Origin of the sequence: Megasphaera sp. UPII 135-E, from assembly GCF_000221545.1 — a bacterium.
Taxonomy (GTDB): Bacteria; Bacillota; Negativicutes; order Veillonellales; family Megasphaeraceae; genus Megasphaera; species Megasphaera hutchinsoni.
Window position 1 is genome coordinate 66,194 of record NZ_AFUG01000049.1, and the last position, 16,806, is coordinate 82,999.

A 16,806-nucleotide genomic window follows, 5' to 3' on the forward strand; every position below is an offset into this window, starting at 1 on the left:
TCCTCACCTACAAATCATTAATGCTAATAATGCCACATACGTACCGCCATAAATGAAGTTTGCTTGTACGATATCTTTCATGAGCTTAATTCGATGCAACGGTGTTAGCGGAGTACAAAATAATGGTACAAGGATCGGTTTTCCCAATACTATATAAAGTAATAATAAGAAACCACTACTCATTCCCACATATGACCAGCTCCAGACAACCATTAGCACTAGCCAAATTACTACCCCACACCGATAGCCCCAATAAGCCCATTTTCTTCCTAAAACCAAAGGAAGTGTATGGCGGTTTACTTGTCTATCTCGCTCCATATCACACGTGTTATTCGTCATCATAATTAACGCAATTCCTAACACAATCGGTATGCTCCATAAAGCAACGGGCCATTCTAACCGTCCCGTAACAACGGCAACAATACCTAAGGAGATGCCACACCCCATAACCATTCCGGAAATAACCTCACCAAGAGGTGTATACGAAATGGGATAAGGTCCGCCCGAATACAGCCATACCACCAAGGCACCGCTTAAACCAATTACCCATGGTATGATACCAGCCTTATATAAATAGGGAAATGCTAACACCATCGCCCCAACAAGAAAGCTTATTCCCAACAAGAGTGCTTGCTTCGGCGGTACATTTTCATATACCAATACCGCGTCATGTTGCGCAAGATAATCTGCTTTTTGGTCATTTCCTTTTTGAAAATCAAAGTAATCATTAAAGGTATTTACCGCCGCTTGCATACAAACACACGCAACTCCTAAAAGAACCGCCATTATGAAAGTAATGTGATATCCCTGGACGACACAATAGACCTCTCCTAAAGCAACGGGAATCAACGTTGCTACCCAAGAAGGTGGCCCCGCCAAGTGCCAAGCTTGAGCTACAGTCAAACGTCCTTGCGTGCTCATAAGCTCCCCAGCTTTCGTACTAACTGCATTAATGGAGCAATCGCATTACGATCAGGTAATGTCGTTAAAATATATTCCGCCTGTTCTTGATAAGCATGAATGGTTTGCCATGTTTTTTCCATGCCGCCAAAAGTCATAACATGTTGTTCCATCTCTTGTAACTCTTTTTCCGTCAAGCCACTCGTAGCATTCCGTTCCATGTAAGGATGCAAGCACTTCTTTCCTTCATTCGTTTCACAGGCGTATAAGACGGGTAACGTATAGATTCCTTCTCGAAAATCTTGATGCGATGATTTGCCAATAATCCTATTATCGGGTAAAAAATCCAACAAGTCATCCCGCATTTGAAACATATATCCCAATGTTTCGCCTAATTTCTCTAAATTCATCCGAACTTCTGGCGTACACCCACTTTCAATAGCTCCTATATGACAAGCTGCCCGAAACAAAGCTGCCGTTTTACCATAAATGTTTTGCAAATACGCTTCTATGGTAAGATCCATTTTATACTTACATAGAGCTTGTGTTATTTCTCCAGTACACATCGCTTCTACCGCTTTAGCAAGTACCATACCTGATTTATTGAAGCCTTCTCTCATCAAATAGTATGTAATCCGACTCATCAAGAAGTCTCCTGCAAATACAGCTGCACTTTTTCCATACTGATGCTGTATAGAGCTACGCCCTCGACGCAATGTTCCATCATCGACAATATCATCATGAATAAGTGACGCTAAATGAGTCATTTCCACTAAAGCGGCTACTTTATATAACCTTTCCATAATGATGTCAGAACTCGTACCAAAGCGACCAGCCATGAGTACTAACTGCGGGCGAACCATCTTTCCTCGAGAAGAAACAGCTTCCTGCAACACATCTCCAGTTTGCGTTCCAGCAAAGGAGTATTCCGTAAACTGTACGATGTACGATTGAACGCGATTCAATTCTTTTTTTTGTCTCTCTTCTAATACAGGTGGCAAAAACCGCCGTAAACGTGCTTCTATCGCACTAAAGTCTACTCTCATACTCCCCCTCCTTTACCAGCAGCTTCCATTATGCTTCTGGGCGTTTTTCTACAACAATTTCAGCGGTATGTTTAACTTTAATATTATCTAATCCTCGTGCATCTAAACCACCGCGAATTTGCATCATACAACCGGGGCAGTCAACAGCGACCACATCAGCACCTGAATTTACAATATTATTAATTTTTTCAGCTAAAATTGGTGCTGACATTTCTGGATATTTAATAGAATAAGAGCCGCTGAAACCACAACATTTATCGCAGCCTTCCATTTCAATCAATTCAACGCCCTTCGTATTTCTCAACAATTCACGTTGTTCTTCCGTAACACCTAAAGAACGTTTCATGTGACAAGAATCATGATAGGTGACTTTAACCGGTTTTCCATCGCCTTCAGTTTCAAAACCGCCGAGCATAGACATTAATTTAGAGAAGTCAAAGGTCTTTTTACTTAATTCTTCAGCTTTTTTAAACATTTCTGGATCGTCTTTAAACATTTCCTTGTATTCTCTCAAGGCATGTGTACATGTTGGGCAAGCGGAAACGATGTAATCGTAATTGTCTGACATCATTGCTTCAATATTCATGATCGCTGCTTTTTTCGTATTTTCAACGTCCCCCATATATGTTGCCGGTGCACCACAGCAAGATTGTTCTAGCGGCATTTCAACTATATATCCCGCCATATTCAATCCTTTAACAACAGACTTAGCAATATCAACATATACAAAATCTAATACGCATCCCGTGAAAATACCCACTTTACCTTTCGGATTAGGCACATTCTGTTGAATCGTCGGCAAAATATCGCGGAAAGGTTGTGGTGCTACACTAGGCAAACTCCGGCCTTCTGTCAAGCCCGATAAAAACATCGGTAAATGACGAATCATTGGTTGTCCATCTGTAACCATTCCTTGTGCTACAGACGCAATACGCAACATCGAATGGAACAACTTTCTGTCAGCTACGGTATCTAAGCAGAATTTATGCACAGGATTTAACCCATCTTCTTGTGCAAATTTAGTCCGTAATTTTAAAATCATGCCAGCAACATCTAATTTACCACCGCATACGGTATTACAAGAACCACATTGTAAACAGATGTTTTGAATGTCTTTCCCTCTTTCACGATTATTTAAAAAGCTTGTTAGCAAGGTACCGATGCCACCCGTATAAATACTACCGCCATACACATGGCCGCCAACTAGACGAAAAGCAGGACAGACATTAAGACAAGCAGCACACCGTACGCAACATGCAATATCTTTGTACTCGTCACTAGCCATAATTTCACGACGTTCCGGCGTATCTAAAATAATGACATGGAAATTTTTCTGCCCTCTTTCATCGCTTTCTGGATCCAAGATAACATCTGATGCCCCCGTATATGCCGACAAATACGCAGTTATATTTTGTGCTGTACCATTACGAGGCAATACTTTAAAAATGTAACGAACATCGCTCATTTTAGCAACAAATTTTTCAATACCAAAAATAAATAAATGCATCTGTGGCAATGTTCCTACCATACGAGCATTACCTTCATTGGTCATCGTAAATAACGAACCCGTTTCCGCAACGGCTACATTTGCACCAGAGACACCCATTTCTGCTGCTAAAAACTTCGGCCGCATTAAACGCCGCGATGTTTTAACTTCTTTAGCAATAACTGGTTCTTCCGGTTGCTTCGTATAAGAAGAAAATAAATCAGCTACATCCTCTTTTGAATAATGAATAGCTGGCATAACCATATGTGAAGGGCTATCACCGGCAATCGAATTAATAAATTCCCCTAAGTCAGTTTCTTGTGCATGAATACCTTCTTTTTCAAACCCTTGATTTAAATGAATTTCTTCTGAGGCCATAGATTTCGATTTAACAGCCAATTTTACATTATTGTCTTTCGCTAATTTGAGTGCATAATCAAAGGCTTCTTGTGATGAATGTGCTACAAATACATTTGCTCCATTAGCCGTTGCATTTTTAGTAAATTCTGCAATCATTTCATCAATATGATCACGTGCATAGGATTTAACTTCATGTACCCGTTCTCTTAATTCTTCAAAATCGTATCCCTTATACACACGTTCACGATTTTTAGGATAGGCACCCGTAAAGTTTTTTAATGCTTTTTGCAATGGTGCGTTATCCATTGCCCGTTCGATTTCTTGTTTTAACAATTCATTTGACATGTCCTATTCCCTCCTTTACTTATCTTCAATAACAACCACCGAATACTGTCTCGGTCCATGCACGCCTACAGTTCCTACACATTCAATATCTGCGGTTCTACTTGGTCCAGTAATGACGCCCGCAAAACGAGGAAACGGCTTTAACTCTGCCATGATATCAATCATCGCATCAAAATCATCTACAATACGTGACAGTTTGATAACCCCCACATATACATCCGAGACAATTTCAACAATACGACAGTCGATATCATCTTTTAATTGCACAATGGATCCTAAGTTAGCAATTCCATATTCCGCTTCTGTAACGCCGCCTTTGTCATCGGGCGCAAACTTTCTAAAATGATCCGTATGAACCGTCATTCCGGCCGCCTTTAATGCTTCTACGACACCAGCTTCCTTAAATAATTCCGATTCAACTACGGAAACAGAAGAAGTTTCTTTTTCTTGGAAAATACGGGCTAATACACTACCTAAATCTGCCGTTTTTGCCAAATGACATTCTCCATTCACATTAGTTAATCCTTGCTTAAATACGTCATACACAACATCCTTTTCCATATGCACACCTCTTTTTTATAAAATAAAAAGACACTTGTTACTTTACAGTAAAGTATTCGCTTTTATTGTATATCAATTTATATATATACTACAAGAATAAAATTCTTTTAGGTTATACATTTTATGACTATCTATTCTTCTTACTATATCTTTTAGGAATTTTGCCGCAATTTTTGCAAAACATATATTTTATCCTTTTCCATTACTTTTAGTTATATATTTTTTATATATATAGTATATATTCATATATTTTTCATAAAATACATTCTATTTTTTTATGAAAACAGCCTTTTTTGATACCGTTTATTACTATCTTATTTATGACATTTGTCAATAAACACTCCTGATCGAGTATACTTTTTATGCATAAATGTTGACTTTTTTCTCCTTTATCGGTTTATTTATAATATTTATATGTATATAAATTTATTTCTTGTTTTTTTATATCTATTATCATTTTTATATCGTACTTGACAAAAGGCTACAATTATTTTATGATGATAAAAATGTAATGACCAAAAGAAGTACATCTATTTTTAACCGTATAGAGAATAAGAGCCACTGACTGAAAGCTCTTATCATTACTTTTAGCAGCCCAGAGAGTAAGAGCCACCGGCTGAAAGCTCTTACCATCGCTAAATAGATGGAATGCATTTGCGAGCAGAATTGCAGAATAAGAGTATGCAATTTCGGATCCTTTCCGTTATCAGGTTTAAGTGGCAAATATATGTTTGCAATCAGAGTGGAACCACGGACCACCGTCTCTGTATGACGGTGGTTTTTTGTTGTCAAATTTCAAAATGAGGTATTATTATGTTTACTACGCTAAAAAAAGACATCCGTGTTATTCAAGATCGCGATCCCGCAGCCAAAAGCAAGGTCGAAATTGTTCTTTGCTACTCTGGCTTACATGCCATTTGGCTACATCGAGTAAGTCACTTTTTATACATCCACAATCATCCCGTTGTCGCTCGTTGTATCGCTACATTCTCCCGTTTTTTTACAGGTATTGAAATTCATCCTGGTGCCATCTTAGGTGAAGGACTTTTCATTGACCATGGAATGGGAACGGTAATCGGTGAAACAACCATTATAGGAAAAAATGTTACCTTATATCAAGGCGTTACCCTGGGTGGTACGGGCAAAGAAAAAGGAAAACGCCATCCCACGATCGGTGATTACGCAGTTATCGCCTGTGGGGCTAAAGTACTCGGATCATTTACCGTTGGTGAAGGTGCAAAAATCGGGGCAGGTTCCGTTGTCTTACGGGAAGTTCCTCCTCATGCAACCGTTGTAGGCATCCCTGGGCATATCGTCTTACGAAATCCTAATACCATCGTTCCGCATTCAGGCGAAGCAGCTGTTGACTTACAACATGATCACCTTCCCGATCCTTTAGAAGATGAATTGCAAGCATTAACGCAACAGCTCCAACAGTTGCGTCAAAAAATGCTACAACAGCATGAAAAACCTAATCCTATATCCTATACACACAATGCAAAAAATGTATAAGTCTCTACTAAAAAGGAATTTCTTATGATATATTACATTGCTCGCTCCTCGTATTTTCGATGTTATTAATATCTTCTTCATATATTACTAGTCATTCGCAAAGGAGAGATATTCATGTCAACATATTATACATCTATGTTAGAATTTATTGGTCATACACCTTTATTCCAGCCTCAACGATGGAATAAAAAACAAGGAGTATGTGCAAATTTACTGGTAAAAATAGAGTCCTTTAATCCCACTGGTTCAGCCAAAGATCGCATTGCTCTTGCCATGATCCAAACAGCGGAACAAGAAGGAAAATTAACACCTGACTCTGTGATTATTGAACCTACCAGTGGCAATACGGGCATTGCCCTTGCCGCAGTTGCTGCCGCCAAAGGCTATCGAGCAATTTTAGTCATGCCCGAAACCATGTCCATCGAACGGCGTAATTTAATTGCCGCCTATGGTGCTGAAATTGTCTTAACCAATGGTACAAAAGGCATGCAAGGTGCTGTAGATAAAGCCACTGAATTAGCACAAACTATCCCCCATGCATTTATTCCCGGTCAGTTTATAAATCCCGCCAATCCCGCAATTCATTATCAAACAACGGGCCCTGAAATTTATCAAGATACGGAAGGAGAAATCCATTATTTTATTGCCGGTATCGGTACAGGTGGCACCATTTCTGGTATAAGTCGTTATCTAAAAGAACAAAATCCAGCGATTCAAATTATTGCCGTCGAACCTGAAAGTTCTCCTCTCTTGTCAGAAGGGCATGCCGGGCCACACAAAATACAAGGTCTGGGTGCGAATTTCATTCCCAAAACACTATGCCGCACTAGCTATGATGCTATCACTACCGTATCCAATGAAGATGCCTTTCATATCGCTCGCAACTTCACTAAAACGGAAGGCATTTTTGTCGGCATTTCTAGTGGTGCTGCTTTATATGCGGCCTTAAAAATAGGAAAATTGCCCCAAAATAGCGATAAAACAATCATTGTATTTTTACCCGATAACGGGGATCGCTATTTGACTACAGAAAACTTCATATAAAAAAAGACTTGTGAAGCCTTAGTGATGTAATGTGCTTATGGACGTTGTCCAAAAAGTACTTACATCACAGACCTACACAAGTCTTTTTTATTTGTAATTAACCAATTTTTTCCATATCGCGACTAGCAATAATGTCAACACCAAGTCCTAAAATATTAGAAACAATGACATCTCCCGTCTTTATAGGTGCTTCCACAGATATATTTCGTAATTCATTCGCACATTCTAATATTTTTCCCTTAGGCAAAGTCGTTTTTGATACGACTGGTAGTAAGGCCAATACTCCACCTTGCACACTAACCGTAGATGTCAACATCCGCTGAGGATTCGTTAATTCTTGATGGGCATATATCTCTCCCCGAGGACATGTATTTCCCTTGACATCAGTTACAGCACCATCTGTTAGTGTAACCGTAAGCAAACACCCCATCGGACACATAATACAATTCATTTGTTTTGTTTCTACACTCATTTCAGCACTCCTCCCTTACGGAAACCGTCCAGTTTTCATGCTGTCCCTTTGCTTTGGCAGCGGGAATATTAACGGCAATCATTTCGCTAGGTTTAGCAACTTGCAAACGTTTTGTTAACAACGTTGTGTCCCCACTTTTAACGGTCAATCGAACTTGTTTCATTGGTTTACGTACACGCATAAATAGCCGTATCATTTCTCCTTCCGCTGTTACCCTCATATGTTGTGGCACACATGTACGAACATCATCAATGGCTTCAATCGCTACATCTGCTACAGCCGGCTGCATTTGTTCCGCCGCCTTTAAAGCTGCATATTTTCCTGCAATCTCTGCTTCTTCAGAAACAAAGTCCACTAAATCATGTACATGAACGACATTACCGGCTGCAAAAATACCCGGAATGCTCGTTTCTCTATGTTGATCCACTAATGGGCCATTCGTCAATGGATGCATTTGTAATCCTAACCCACGTGATAATTCATTTTCAGGAATTAAACCAACTGATAATAATAACGTATCACAATCAATATCAAACGCTGTGCCTGCAATAGGCTTCATATTATCGTCCACTTTTGCAGCCGTAATCCCCTGCACCCGATCTTTTCCATGCACAGCCGTAATAGTATGCGATAAATACAAAGGAATGTCATAATCGTACAAGCATTGTACCATATTTCTCGTAAGGCCATTAGAAAATGGACATATTTCCAAAACAGCTTGAACTTTACAACCTTCTAACGTCATGCGACGTGCCATAATTAAACCGATATCGCCACTACCTAAAATAACGATTTTTTTTCCAGGTAAATACCCTTCCATATTTACCATACGTTGGGCCGCACCAGCAGTAAATACGCCGGCTGGACGATAACCAGGAATACGAATAGCACCTCGCGTCCGTTCACGACACCCCATCGTCAATATAACGGTCTTTCCTTGTACGTGAATAACACCCTCCGTAGGATTAACGGCAGTGACCACTTTTTCAGTCGTCACATTCAACACCATCGTATCTACCATGATGGTAACTTCTGGACGATCTTTGACCAAATCATAACATCGTTGTGCATACCCTGGTCCAGTAAGTTCTTCTTTAAAATGGTGCAGTCCAAAACCATTATGAATGCATTGTTGTAAAATACCGCCCACTTCGCGATCTCGTTCTAACACCAAAATTTTCTTAGCCCCATTCATGCAAGCACTATATGCAGCCGATAACCCAGCCGGACCGCCACCAACAATAATAATATCATATAATTCCGTGCCCATTATGCTTTCCCTCCGCTCTGCGTGTGTTTATCATAAAACATATAGGATTCACGCATTTCTTTTCGTACTTGCGTAATAGGAATTTGCAATTCCCGTGCCAAAATTTGAGTTACCCGAGGGCCACAAAATCCACCTTGGCAACGGCCCATACCTGCACGAGTTCTCCGTTTCACCCCATCTACGGTGCGTGCTCCTACAGGACGAGAAATGGCATCGACAATTTCCCCTTCCGTGATCGTTTCACATCTGCAAATAACTCGTCCATAGCGTGGATCTTGCTTAATTAGTGCTTGTTGTTCTACATCAGTGAGCATGCGGAAACACGGTTGCTTGGGCCTGCTAGTTTGATAATGTGCTTTTGCCTGTGCACCAACCTCTATAACAAGCGGCTGAACAATATATTTTGCAATCGCTGGTGCCGATGTTAATCCTGGAGATTGTATGCCCGCAGCTTGAATAAGTCCTTTTATCTGCACTGATGGACCTAGCACAAAGTCTCCCGTACTAGATACAGCCCGAACACCAGCAAACTCGGTAATCACCGCACCTAACGGTAATTGTGGTACTAATCGCCGTGCTTTATTTAAAATATCATCCATCCCGGGTATTGTTACCGACGTATCCTCTTTATCCGCTTCTTCTAAATCTTGTGCATTCGGTCCAACAAAAACATTTCCATGGGTCGTTGCACATACCAATATGCCCTTTCCCATTTTAGTGGGTGTAGGGAATATAGGCGAATATACTAAATCTTTTTGTGCGGTCTTATCAAAAAGAATATATTCCCCTTTACGAGGACAGATAGCAAAAGAATTGTCACCCGCCATCTGACTAATATCTGCAGCATGTACGCCTGCTGCATTAATAACATAAGCCGTTTCTATTATTCCCTGTTCCGTTTGGACGCCCACAACTTTTCCGTTATCTACTAAAATATCCGTTACGGCACAATCGCGAATAACCGTAGCTCCATTACATACGGCATTTTCAGCAAAAGCCATAGCCAATCCAAAGGGCCAACAAATGCCTGCCGTTGGTGCCCATAAGGCCGAACGAATATCTTTACTAACATTAGGTTCCGCTTTTCTCATCGTATCCCCGTCGATAATCTCAAGACCTGGCACACCATTTTGTTGTCCACGCACCAACAACTCCTGTATAACGGCTTCTTGTTCATCATCTAAGGCCGCTACATATGATCCGGACCAACGAATCTCTAAGTCTAATATATCTTGCAATTCATGGTATAGTGCATTACCTTGTACATTCATCTGCGCCTTTAAGCTGCCCGTAGGTGCGTCAAATCCCGCATGTAAAATAGCACTATTCGCCTTAGTTGTACCCGCAGCTAATTCGGGCTCCGCTTCTACTAAAACTGCTTGTATATCATATTTTGCCAATTCATACAATATCGCCGTTCCGGTGATTCCTCCGCCAATAACCACCACATCAGCTTGTTTTATCATAATCCCCTACCTCTTTCTTTATCTAATACAGGCATATAATTTCAGTTTCATTATAACCGTCTATGAACCTATTTGCAACTAAGGTTTTACAAAATTTCCCAAATGATATAAATAAATCATATATAAAAAAGCGATCTTCAAAGACCGCTTTTTATATATGATTCATAATTACTTACTATAAGAATACGCCTAATGCTGCTACAACGATATAAGCAATTCCTACACCGACAAGCGGAGCAAAAACAGGCACCCATGCATAAGCCCAATCAGAGTTTCCTTTCCCTGCAATCGGTAAAATAAAATGTGCCAACCGTGGGCCTAAATCTCGAGCAGGATTTATGGCATAACCAGTCGGTCCGCCTAGACTCATTCCTATCGCCCAAATTAAAATTCCTACAATATATGGTCCCATCCCAGCAGGAATAGATCCTACTTTTGCTGAAAAGATCATCCAAATCACAAACATAAGGAAAAATGAGGCAATTACTTCGCATAAAAAATTTAAAGAATAATGACGAATAGCTGGTGCTGTGCAAAAGATTCCCAATTTTGCACCTTGATCTTCCGTTTCACGCCAGTGCGGTAAATACGCTAACCATACAATTGCAGCCCCACATATGCCACCTAAAATTTGCACTACTGATGTAGCTAAAAATTGTGGTACCGTATAAATACCTAATAAGCATTTACCCAATGTAACAGCTGGATTTAAATCTCCCTGCGGTGCTCCCAAGGTAATGGCAGTAAAAACCCCCAACGTAACAGCAAATCCCCATCCTGCGGTGATGCAAATCCACCCACCGCCTTGTCCTTTTGACTTGGCCAACGTATTGCATGCACACACGCCACATCCAAATACGAGTAAGACCATTGTACCAAAAAACTCTCCAATTAAGTTGTCCATGTGCAATCCTCCTTTTTTTTAATGGTTTTATATTTCTCCTCGAAAATAGTTGTTCACTATTATTCTTCTTCTCCCAACCAATTTTGTGCGTGCCGTACAGCTTTTCGCCATCCCTTATAATACGAAGCCGCTTTAACTGGTTGCATCGTTGGTTCAAAACGATTTTGTAATTTCCACCGCTGTTTCAATTCTTCTTTAGAGTCCCATACACCAACAGCCAAGCCTGCTAGATAAGCCGCACCCAACGCCGTTGTTTCTATAACTTGTGGCCGTTCTACGGGTACACCTAAAATATCTGCTTGGAACTGCATAAGCATATTATTAGCTACGGCACCTCCGTCTACTCTTAATTCGGCTAATTTAATACCTGAATCCGCTTCCATCGCACCTAATACATCTTTCGTTTGATATGCCATAGAATCCAACGTAGCACGGACAATATGTGCTTTTGTCGTTCCCCGCGTTAATCCAATAATCATGCCACGAGCATTCATATCCCAATAAGGAGCACCTAATCCAACAAAAGCGGGAACTACATATACGCCATCAGAATCAGGAACACGCTTAGCCACCCATTCAGAGTCAGGAGCCGTATCAATCAATCGCAAGCCATCACGCAACCACTGAATAGCCGAACCTGCCACAAAGATAGAGCCTTCTAATGCATATTCTACTTTACCTTCTAAACCCCAAGCAATCGTTGTAACCAATCCATTTTTAGATGAAATAGGTTTGTCGCCCGTATGCATTAACATAAAGCAACCCGTGCCATAGGTGTTTTTTGCCATGCCTGGTGAAAAACAATTCTGTCCGAACAAAGCAGCTTGCTGATCCCCTGCTGCACCGGAAATCGTAACGGGTACCCCTAAAATAGAGGATACCGTTTCCCCGTACACCGCACTTGACGGACGTACTTCTGGTAACATCGTTTTAGGTACAGTCAAATACCGCAATAAATCTTCATCCCATTGAAGCGTGTTAATATTAAACATCAATGTTCTGGAAGCATTTGAATAATCCGTTACATGCACCTTGTTACCTGTTAATTTCCAGATGAGCCAAGAATCAATTGTTCCAAACAGCAACTCGTCTTTCGAAGCCTTTTCTCTTGCACCTTCTACTTGGTCTAGAATCCATTTTACCTTGGTCCCTGAAAAATAAGCATCAATAAGTAATCCTGTTTTATTCTTAAATTCTTCTACCAATCCTTGTCTTTTTAATTCTTCACAAATCCCAGCGGTCTGTCTTGATTGCCACACAATCGCATTATATATAGGGCAACCCGTATTTTTATCCCAAACTACAGTTGTTTCACGCTGGTTGGTTATCCCTATCGCCGCAATATCCGATGCCGTTAATCCCGATTGTTCTAAAGCCCCTTTCATAACCTCTACCATGGTATGGTAAATTTCATTTGCATCATGTTCTACCCATCCTGCTTTGGGAAAATATTGCGTAAACTCTTTTTGACACACACTTACAATATGCGAATCCTTATCAAAGATAATCGCACGATTACTAGTAGTTCCTGCATCTAATGCCATAACATAGTTTTTAGCCATAAAAATGCCTCCTTATCTTGTCTACAAACAACTCTCTGCTTATATCCGCAACTTTTTTATAGTATAATTATAAAATAGTAAATACATTTTTGGCAACCTATATTTTACAAAATTGCATTTGCTGTATAGTTTAAAAAAAACAATTCTTTTAACGCATTCTAGATTATTTTCATCATATCTATATCTTATTTATCATAATTAATGAATATTTTTTGAACATTTTTTCAATATATACTTGCAAAAATCTATATTTACATAGATAATAAAGATAATAGTCAATAATTTATTTATAGATAGGAACTACATTATGACAAAAGACAAAAATAAATTAGCAATCAGTGCCGCAAAACTATATTACCAATCAGATTTCAGTCAAGCTGATATCGCACAAGAATTACAGATTTCTCGTCCCTCTGTTTCACGCTTATTACAATATGCCAAGGACCAGGGATTCGTTCGCATTGAAATCTTTGATCCCATCGAAGATCAAAGCCATTTATCACGCAAATTAGCACACGCTTACGAATTAAAACGAGTCATCATTGCCAATGCTCCGATTGAAAATGAAGAAGATATTAAACGCTATATCGGCAGAAAAGGGGCTGAGTATTTAAGTTCAATTGTAAAAGATGGCGATATTATCGGCGTTGGTTGGGGTACAACCATGCATTATTTATCACATTCATTAACCCCTCATGAATTAAAAGGTGCTCAAATTGTCCAATTAGAAGGGGGTATTACTCTATCTGCTAGTGAAACATATGCTACAGAGGTATTAGAACGCTTTGCTTCCAATTACAAAACCGTTGCTCAATCACTACCTTTGCCCGTCCTTTTCGATTCTAAAGAAGTACGCAACATGGTATATCAAGATAGACATATCCATCGCGTGCTAGAATTAGGAAAAAATGCCAATATTGCTTTATTTAGTGTTGGCACTGTACGCGATACAGCCTTATTTTTCCGTTTAGGCTATGCTGATGAAGAAGAAAAATCTTTTTTAAAAAAACATGCTGTCGGTGATATTTGTTCACATTTTTTTACCATGGAAGGCAATATTGCTGATCTAGAGTTAGATGCACGAACGGTAGGTATTGATTTAAATTGTTTGCGCCATAAAGAATATAGCATTCTTCTCGCAGGAGGAAAAGCCAAACTAGACGGCATCTTAGCGGCTTTGCGAAGACATTATGCCAATGTCCTCATTACAGATCGCTTTACAGCCCAACGTTTATTAGAAAGAACGACAAAATAACCCCATCTAAAAAAAGGAAGTTATCCTCATGTGAAACATGATAATAACTTCCTTTTTTTATTTCTTCATAGTACAAAGTCTTTCTTTTTCTTCTTTTGTAAAATGCTTGATTTTCCATTCCCACTGCATCGCTAACTGTTTTGTCGGAAAAGACTGCACCCAAGCAATGACAACAGGTCTACGTGCACGGGTATATTTAGCACCGCGACCTTCATTGTGTGCCTTTAATCGCTTTTCTATATCCACCGTCCACCCCGTATATAACGAATCATCGGCACAACGCACCATATATGTATAGTACATTATTTATTTATGATTTCTACTTGTTCCAGAACAACCGTTTCTATCGGTTTATCTAAACCATCCGTTGGCGTTTTACTAATTAATTCGACAATATCATAATTTTCTACGACTTTACCAAAAATAGAATGATGCCGTAAAAGCCATGGTGTCGGTGCTACCGTAACAAAAAATTGAGAACTTCCTGTATTCGGGCCTGCATTGGCCATTGCCAATACACCCGGTTCATTAAAATCTAATCCCGGTGCGAACTCATCGGGAATCGTTTCTTTTGATCCACCAAAACCAGTTCCTTCTGGATCGCCACCCTGGATCATAAAATCCGCGATAACACGATGAAAAATAGTATTATTATAAAAACCTGCCGTAGCTAATGAAATAAAATTTTTTACCGTAATCGGAGCTTGCTTAGAATATAATTCTACCGTAAATTCACCACAATTCGTTTTAAAAACAGCCAACACTTTACTTTCCATAACTCACACTCTCCTTAAATTTCTATATATTATTCTCTATCATACAGGAGAACCCCCACAATAGCAAGATTGCACTATACATCCAATCCATAAAAACGTATATCATAACTCCATATCCACTTTATCTCTCCGATCACCTCAAACTAAAGGGTGATTTTTTTTTATTTCGTTGTAATTCCAACAGCTAAAAAGAATATGTTCTCCTATACTATACGCATACACCAAAAAATTACTATATTTCACAACCATTAGGAGGTTTATAATGACACAACAAATGTTTTGCTTTCAATGTGAACAAACCAATAAAGGATTATATTGCTCACAAGCTAAAGGAAATTGCGGAAAAAATGATGCAGTTGCACACTTACAAGACGAACTCACAGGAGCACTTATCAATTTGGCCACTATTTACTTAGAAAAATCTACCTTCTCTGAAGTCTGTCCGCTTTTTATTGATGGCTTATTTGCAACCATGACCAATGTCAATTTTGAAGCCGCGTCCTTTCATGAACTAATCCAACTAGTTCATGACCGTATCCAACACGAAGGCGGTTCTCCCTCACACGATTATGATCTGCAATTACTTTGGGCCGATCAAGAAGATATTCGTTCCTTAAAATCATTGCTGCTTTTTGGTTTAAGAGGTATGGCTGCTTATGCCCACCATGCCTATGCATTGGGCTATAAAAATGACGACGTAAACACGTGTATCATAGAAGGTCTGTCCGCATTAAAAGACAATCATACCATAGATGAATGGCTTTCCCTAATCATGAATGTTGGCAAAGCAAACTTAACGTGTATAGAAATGCTCGATACCGCTAACACTAGTACCTATGGAACGCCTTCTCCAGTTTCCGTACCATTAACGGTTGCCCCCGGACCATTTATTGTGGTAACGGGTCATGACTTAAAAACATTAGAATGCTTACTAAAACAAACCGAAGGTACGGGGGTTTCTGTATATACGCACGGCGAAATGTTACCCGCCCATGCTTATCCTCAATTAAAAAAATACACCCACTTAAAAGGGAATTTCGGCACAGCTTGGCAAAACCAACAACAAGAATTTGCCAATCTCCCTGGGGCTATATTATTCACAACAAACTGCTTAATGCCCCCTCGTCCATCTTATGCCGATCGTGTTTTTACAACAGCTGTAGTTGGCTATGCGGATATTACTCATATCGATGCATCAAACGACTTTTCTCCCGTAATAAAAAAAGCCATCACTCTAGGTGGCTATACAGAATCCCAACATTTTACAGGTATCAATGGTGGCACGTCTGTCCAAACAGGGTTCGGTCACCAAACCGTACTTTCTGTTGCTGACACATGTATTCAAGCAATTCAAGATGATGTAATACGCCATATTTTCCTTGTAGGTGGATGTGATGGTGCCAAACCAGGCCGTAATTATTATACCGAATTTGTAAAAAAAAGCTCCCTCAGATACACTTATCCTGACCTTAGCTTGTGGCAAATATCGCTTTAACGATCTAAATCTGGGTACGATTGGCGGCCTTCCTCGTTTAATGGATATGGGGCAATGTAACGATGCATATAGTGCTATTAAGGTAGCCCTTGCCTTAAGTGACGCATTCCATTGCTCTGTAAATGACTTACCTCTCACCCTCATACTATCTTGGTATGAACAAAAGGCAGTATGCATTCTACTTACATTACTATATCTAGGTGTAAAAAATATCTATTTAGGACCTTCATTACCCGCTTTTATTTCCCCTAATATTTTACAATATTTAGTAAAACATTATCATATATCTCCCATCAGTACTCCCGAAAAAGATTTAGCTACTATTTTACCTCAATAAGATACCTGATGACAA

16 protein-coding genes and 1 other annotated feature are annotated in these 16,806 nt (G+C 39.6%); of the genes, 5 read left to right on the plus strand and 11 right to left on the minus strand.

Translation table 11 applies throughout. The features are described from left to right. Nucleotides 1-3: 3 nt before the first annotated feature. From HMPREF1040_RS07470 to HMPREF1040_RS07485, 4 genes are read right to left on the minus strand one after another with little or no spacing between them, the layout of a single operon-like run. On the minus strand, nt 4-921 hold the full coding sequence (locus HMPREF1040_RS07470) for a prenyltransferase (RefSeq protein ID WP_007393309.1): 918 nt from the start codon (nt 919-921) through the stop codon (nt 4-6). Next, entirely contained in the window at nt 918-1,946 is a 1,029-nt protein-coding gene (locus HMPREF1040_RS07475) for a polyprenyl synthetase family protein (RefSeq protein ID WP_007393299.1), read from the minus strand. The genes HMPREF1040_RS07470 and HMPREF1040_RS07475 overlap by 4 nt, the downstream gene beginning before the upstream one ends. Nucleotides 1,947-1,974: 28 nt before the next feature. After that, entirely contained in the window at nt 1,975-4,137 is a 2,163-nt protein-coding gene (gene ldhH / locus HMPREF1040_RS07480) for an L-lactate dehydrogenase (quinone) large subunit LdhH (protein ID WP_007393307.1), read from the minus strand. A gap of 15 nt (nt 4,138-4,152) precedes the next feature. Then, a complete protein-coding gene (locus HMPREF1040_RS07485) occupies nt 4,153-4,698 on the minus strand; it encodes a lactate utilization protein C (protein WP_007393360.1) in 546 nt (181 codons plus the stop codon). Nucleotides 4,699-5,200: 502 nt separating this feature from the next. Next, nucleotides 5,201-5,467: a binding site (T-box leader), on the plus strand. A gap of 44 nt (nt 5,468-5,511) precedes the next feature. Here HMPREF1040_RS07485 and cysE point away from each other — a divergent pair. Both cysE and cysK read left to right on the plus strand, forming a co-directional pair. Continuing rightward, entirely contained in the window at nt 5,512-6,210 is a 699-nt protein-coding gene (gene cysE, locus HMPREF1040_RS07490; protein ID WP_007393350.1) for a serine O-acetyltransferase, read from the plus strand. Nucleotides 6,211-6,324: 114 nt separating this feature from the next. Then, nucleotides 6,325-7,254 (plus strand): cysteine synthase A, encoded by a 930-nt coding sequence (gene cysK / locus HMPREF1040_RS07495; protein WP_007393301.1) that lies wholly within the window; start codon nt 6,325-6,327, stop codon nt 7,252-7,254. 97 nt (nt 7,255-7,351) lie between these two features. Here cysK and HMPREF1040_RS07500 read toward each other — a convergent pair whose 3' ends face one another. From HMPREF1040_RS07500 to glpK, 5 genes are all read right to left on the minus strand, one after another. Next, nucleotides 7,352-7,726, minus strand: coding sequence for a DUF1667 domain-containing protein (locus HMPREF1040_RS07500; protein WP_007393331.1), 375 nt, complete (start codon nt 7,724-7,726; stop codon nt 7,352-7,354). Between the two features lies 1 nt (nt 7,727). Further along, nucleotides 7,728-8,996 (minus strand): NAD(P)/FAD-dependent oxidoreductase, encoded by a 1,269-nt coding sequence (locus HMPREF1040_RS07505; protein WP_007393305.1) that lies wholly within the window; start codon nt 8,994-8,996, stop codon nt 7,728-7,730. Then, nucleotides 8,996-10,462 (minus strand): NAD(P)/FAD-dependent oxidoreductase, encoded by a 1,467-nt coding sequence (locus HMPREF1040_RS07510; RefSeq protein WP_007393314.1) that lies wholly within the window; start codon nt 10,460-10,462, stop codon nt 8,996-8,998. Before HMPREF1040_RS07510 ends, HMPREF1040_RS07505 begins: the two co-directional genes overlap by 1 nt. 175 nt (nt 10,463-10,637) lie before the next feature. Next, nucleotides 10,638-11,366, minus strand: coding sequence for an MIP/aquaporin family protein (locus HMPREF1040_RS07515; protein ID WP_007393355.1), 729 nt, complete (start codon nt 11,364-11,366; stop codon nt 10,638-10,640). 59 nt (nt 11,367-11,425) lie between these two features. Beyond that, nucleotides 11,426-12,928, minus strand: a complete 1,503-nt coding sequence (gene glpK / locus HMPREF1040_RS07520) for a glycerol kinase GlpK (protein WP_007393304.1) — start codon at nt 12,926-12,928, stop codon at nt 11,426-11,428. A 307-nt stretch (nt 12,929-13,235) separates the two neighbouring features. Between glpK and HMPREF1040_RS07525 the strand changes: the two genes are divergently transcribed. After that, nucleotides 13,236-14,183, plus strand: coding sequence for a sugar-binding transcriptional regulator (locus HMPREF1040_RS07525; protein WP_007393358.1), 948 nt, complete (start codon nt 13,236-13,238; stop codon nt 14,181-14,183). Nucleotides 14,184-14,240: 57 nt separating this feature from the next. Here HMPREF1040_RS07525 and HMPREF1040_RS07530 read toward each other — a convergent pair whose 3' ends face one another. Further along, complete coding sequence (locus HMPREF1040_RS07530) at nt 14,241-14,486, minus strand: GIY-YIG nuclease family protein (protein WP_007393318.1); 246 nt, start codon at nt 14,484-14,486, stop codon at nt 14,241-14,243. Continuing rightward, on the minus strand, nt 14,486-14,959 hold the full coding sequence (locus HMPREF1040_RS07535; RefSeq protein WP_007393316.1) for a peptidylprolyl isomerase: 474 nt from the start codon (nt 14,957-14,959) through the stop codon (nt 14,486-14,488). The genes HMPREF1040_RS07530 and HMPREF1040_RS07535 overlap by 1 nt, the downstream gene beginning before the upstream one ends. A gap of 262 nt (nt 14,960-15,221) precedes the next feature. On the opposite strand from HMPREF1040_RS07535, the gene hcp reads away from it, so the two are divergent. Both hcp and HMPREF1040_RS08375 read left to right on the plus strand, forming a co-directional pair. After that, on the plus strand, nt 15,222-16,454 hold the full coding sequence (hcp, locus tag HMPREF1040_RS07540; protein ID WP_007393328.1) for a hydroxylamine reductase: 1,233 nt from the start codon (nt 15,222-15,224) through the stop codon (nt 16,452-16,454). Continuing rightward, nucleotides 16,423-16,791 (plus strand): hydroxylamine reductase, encoded by a 369-nt coding sequence (locus HMPREF1040_RS08375; protein ID WP_303659941.1) that lies wholly within the window; start codon nt 16,423-16,425, stop codon nt 16,789-16,791. Before hcp ends, HMPREF1040_RS08375 begins: the two co-directional genes overlap by 32 nt. The last annotated feature ends 15 nt before the right edge of the window (nt 16,792-16,806 follow it).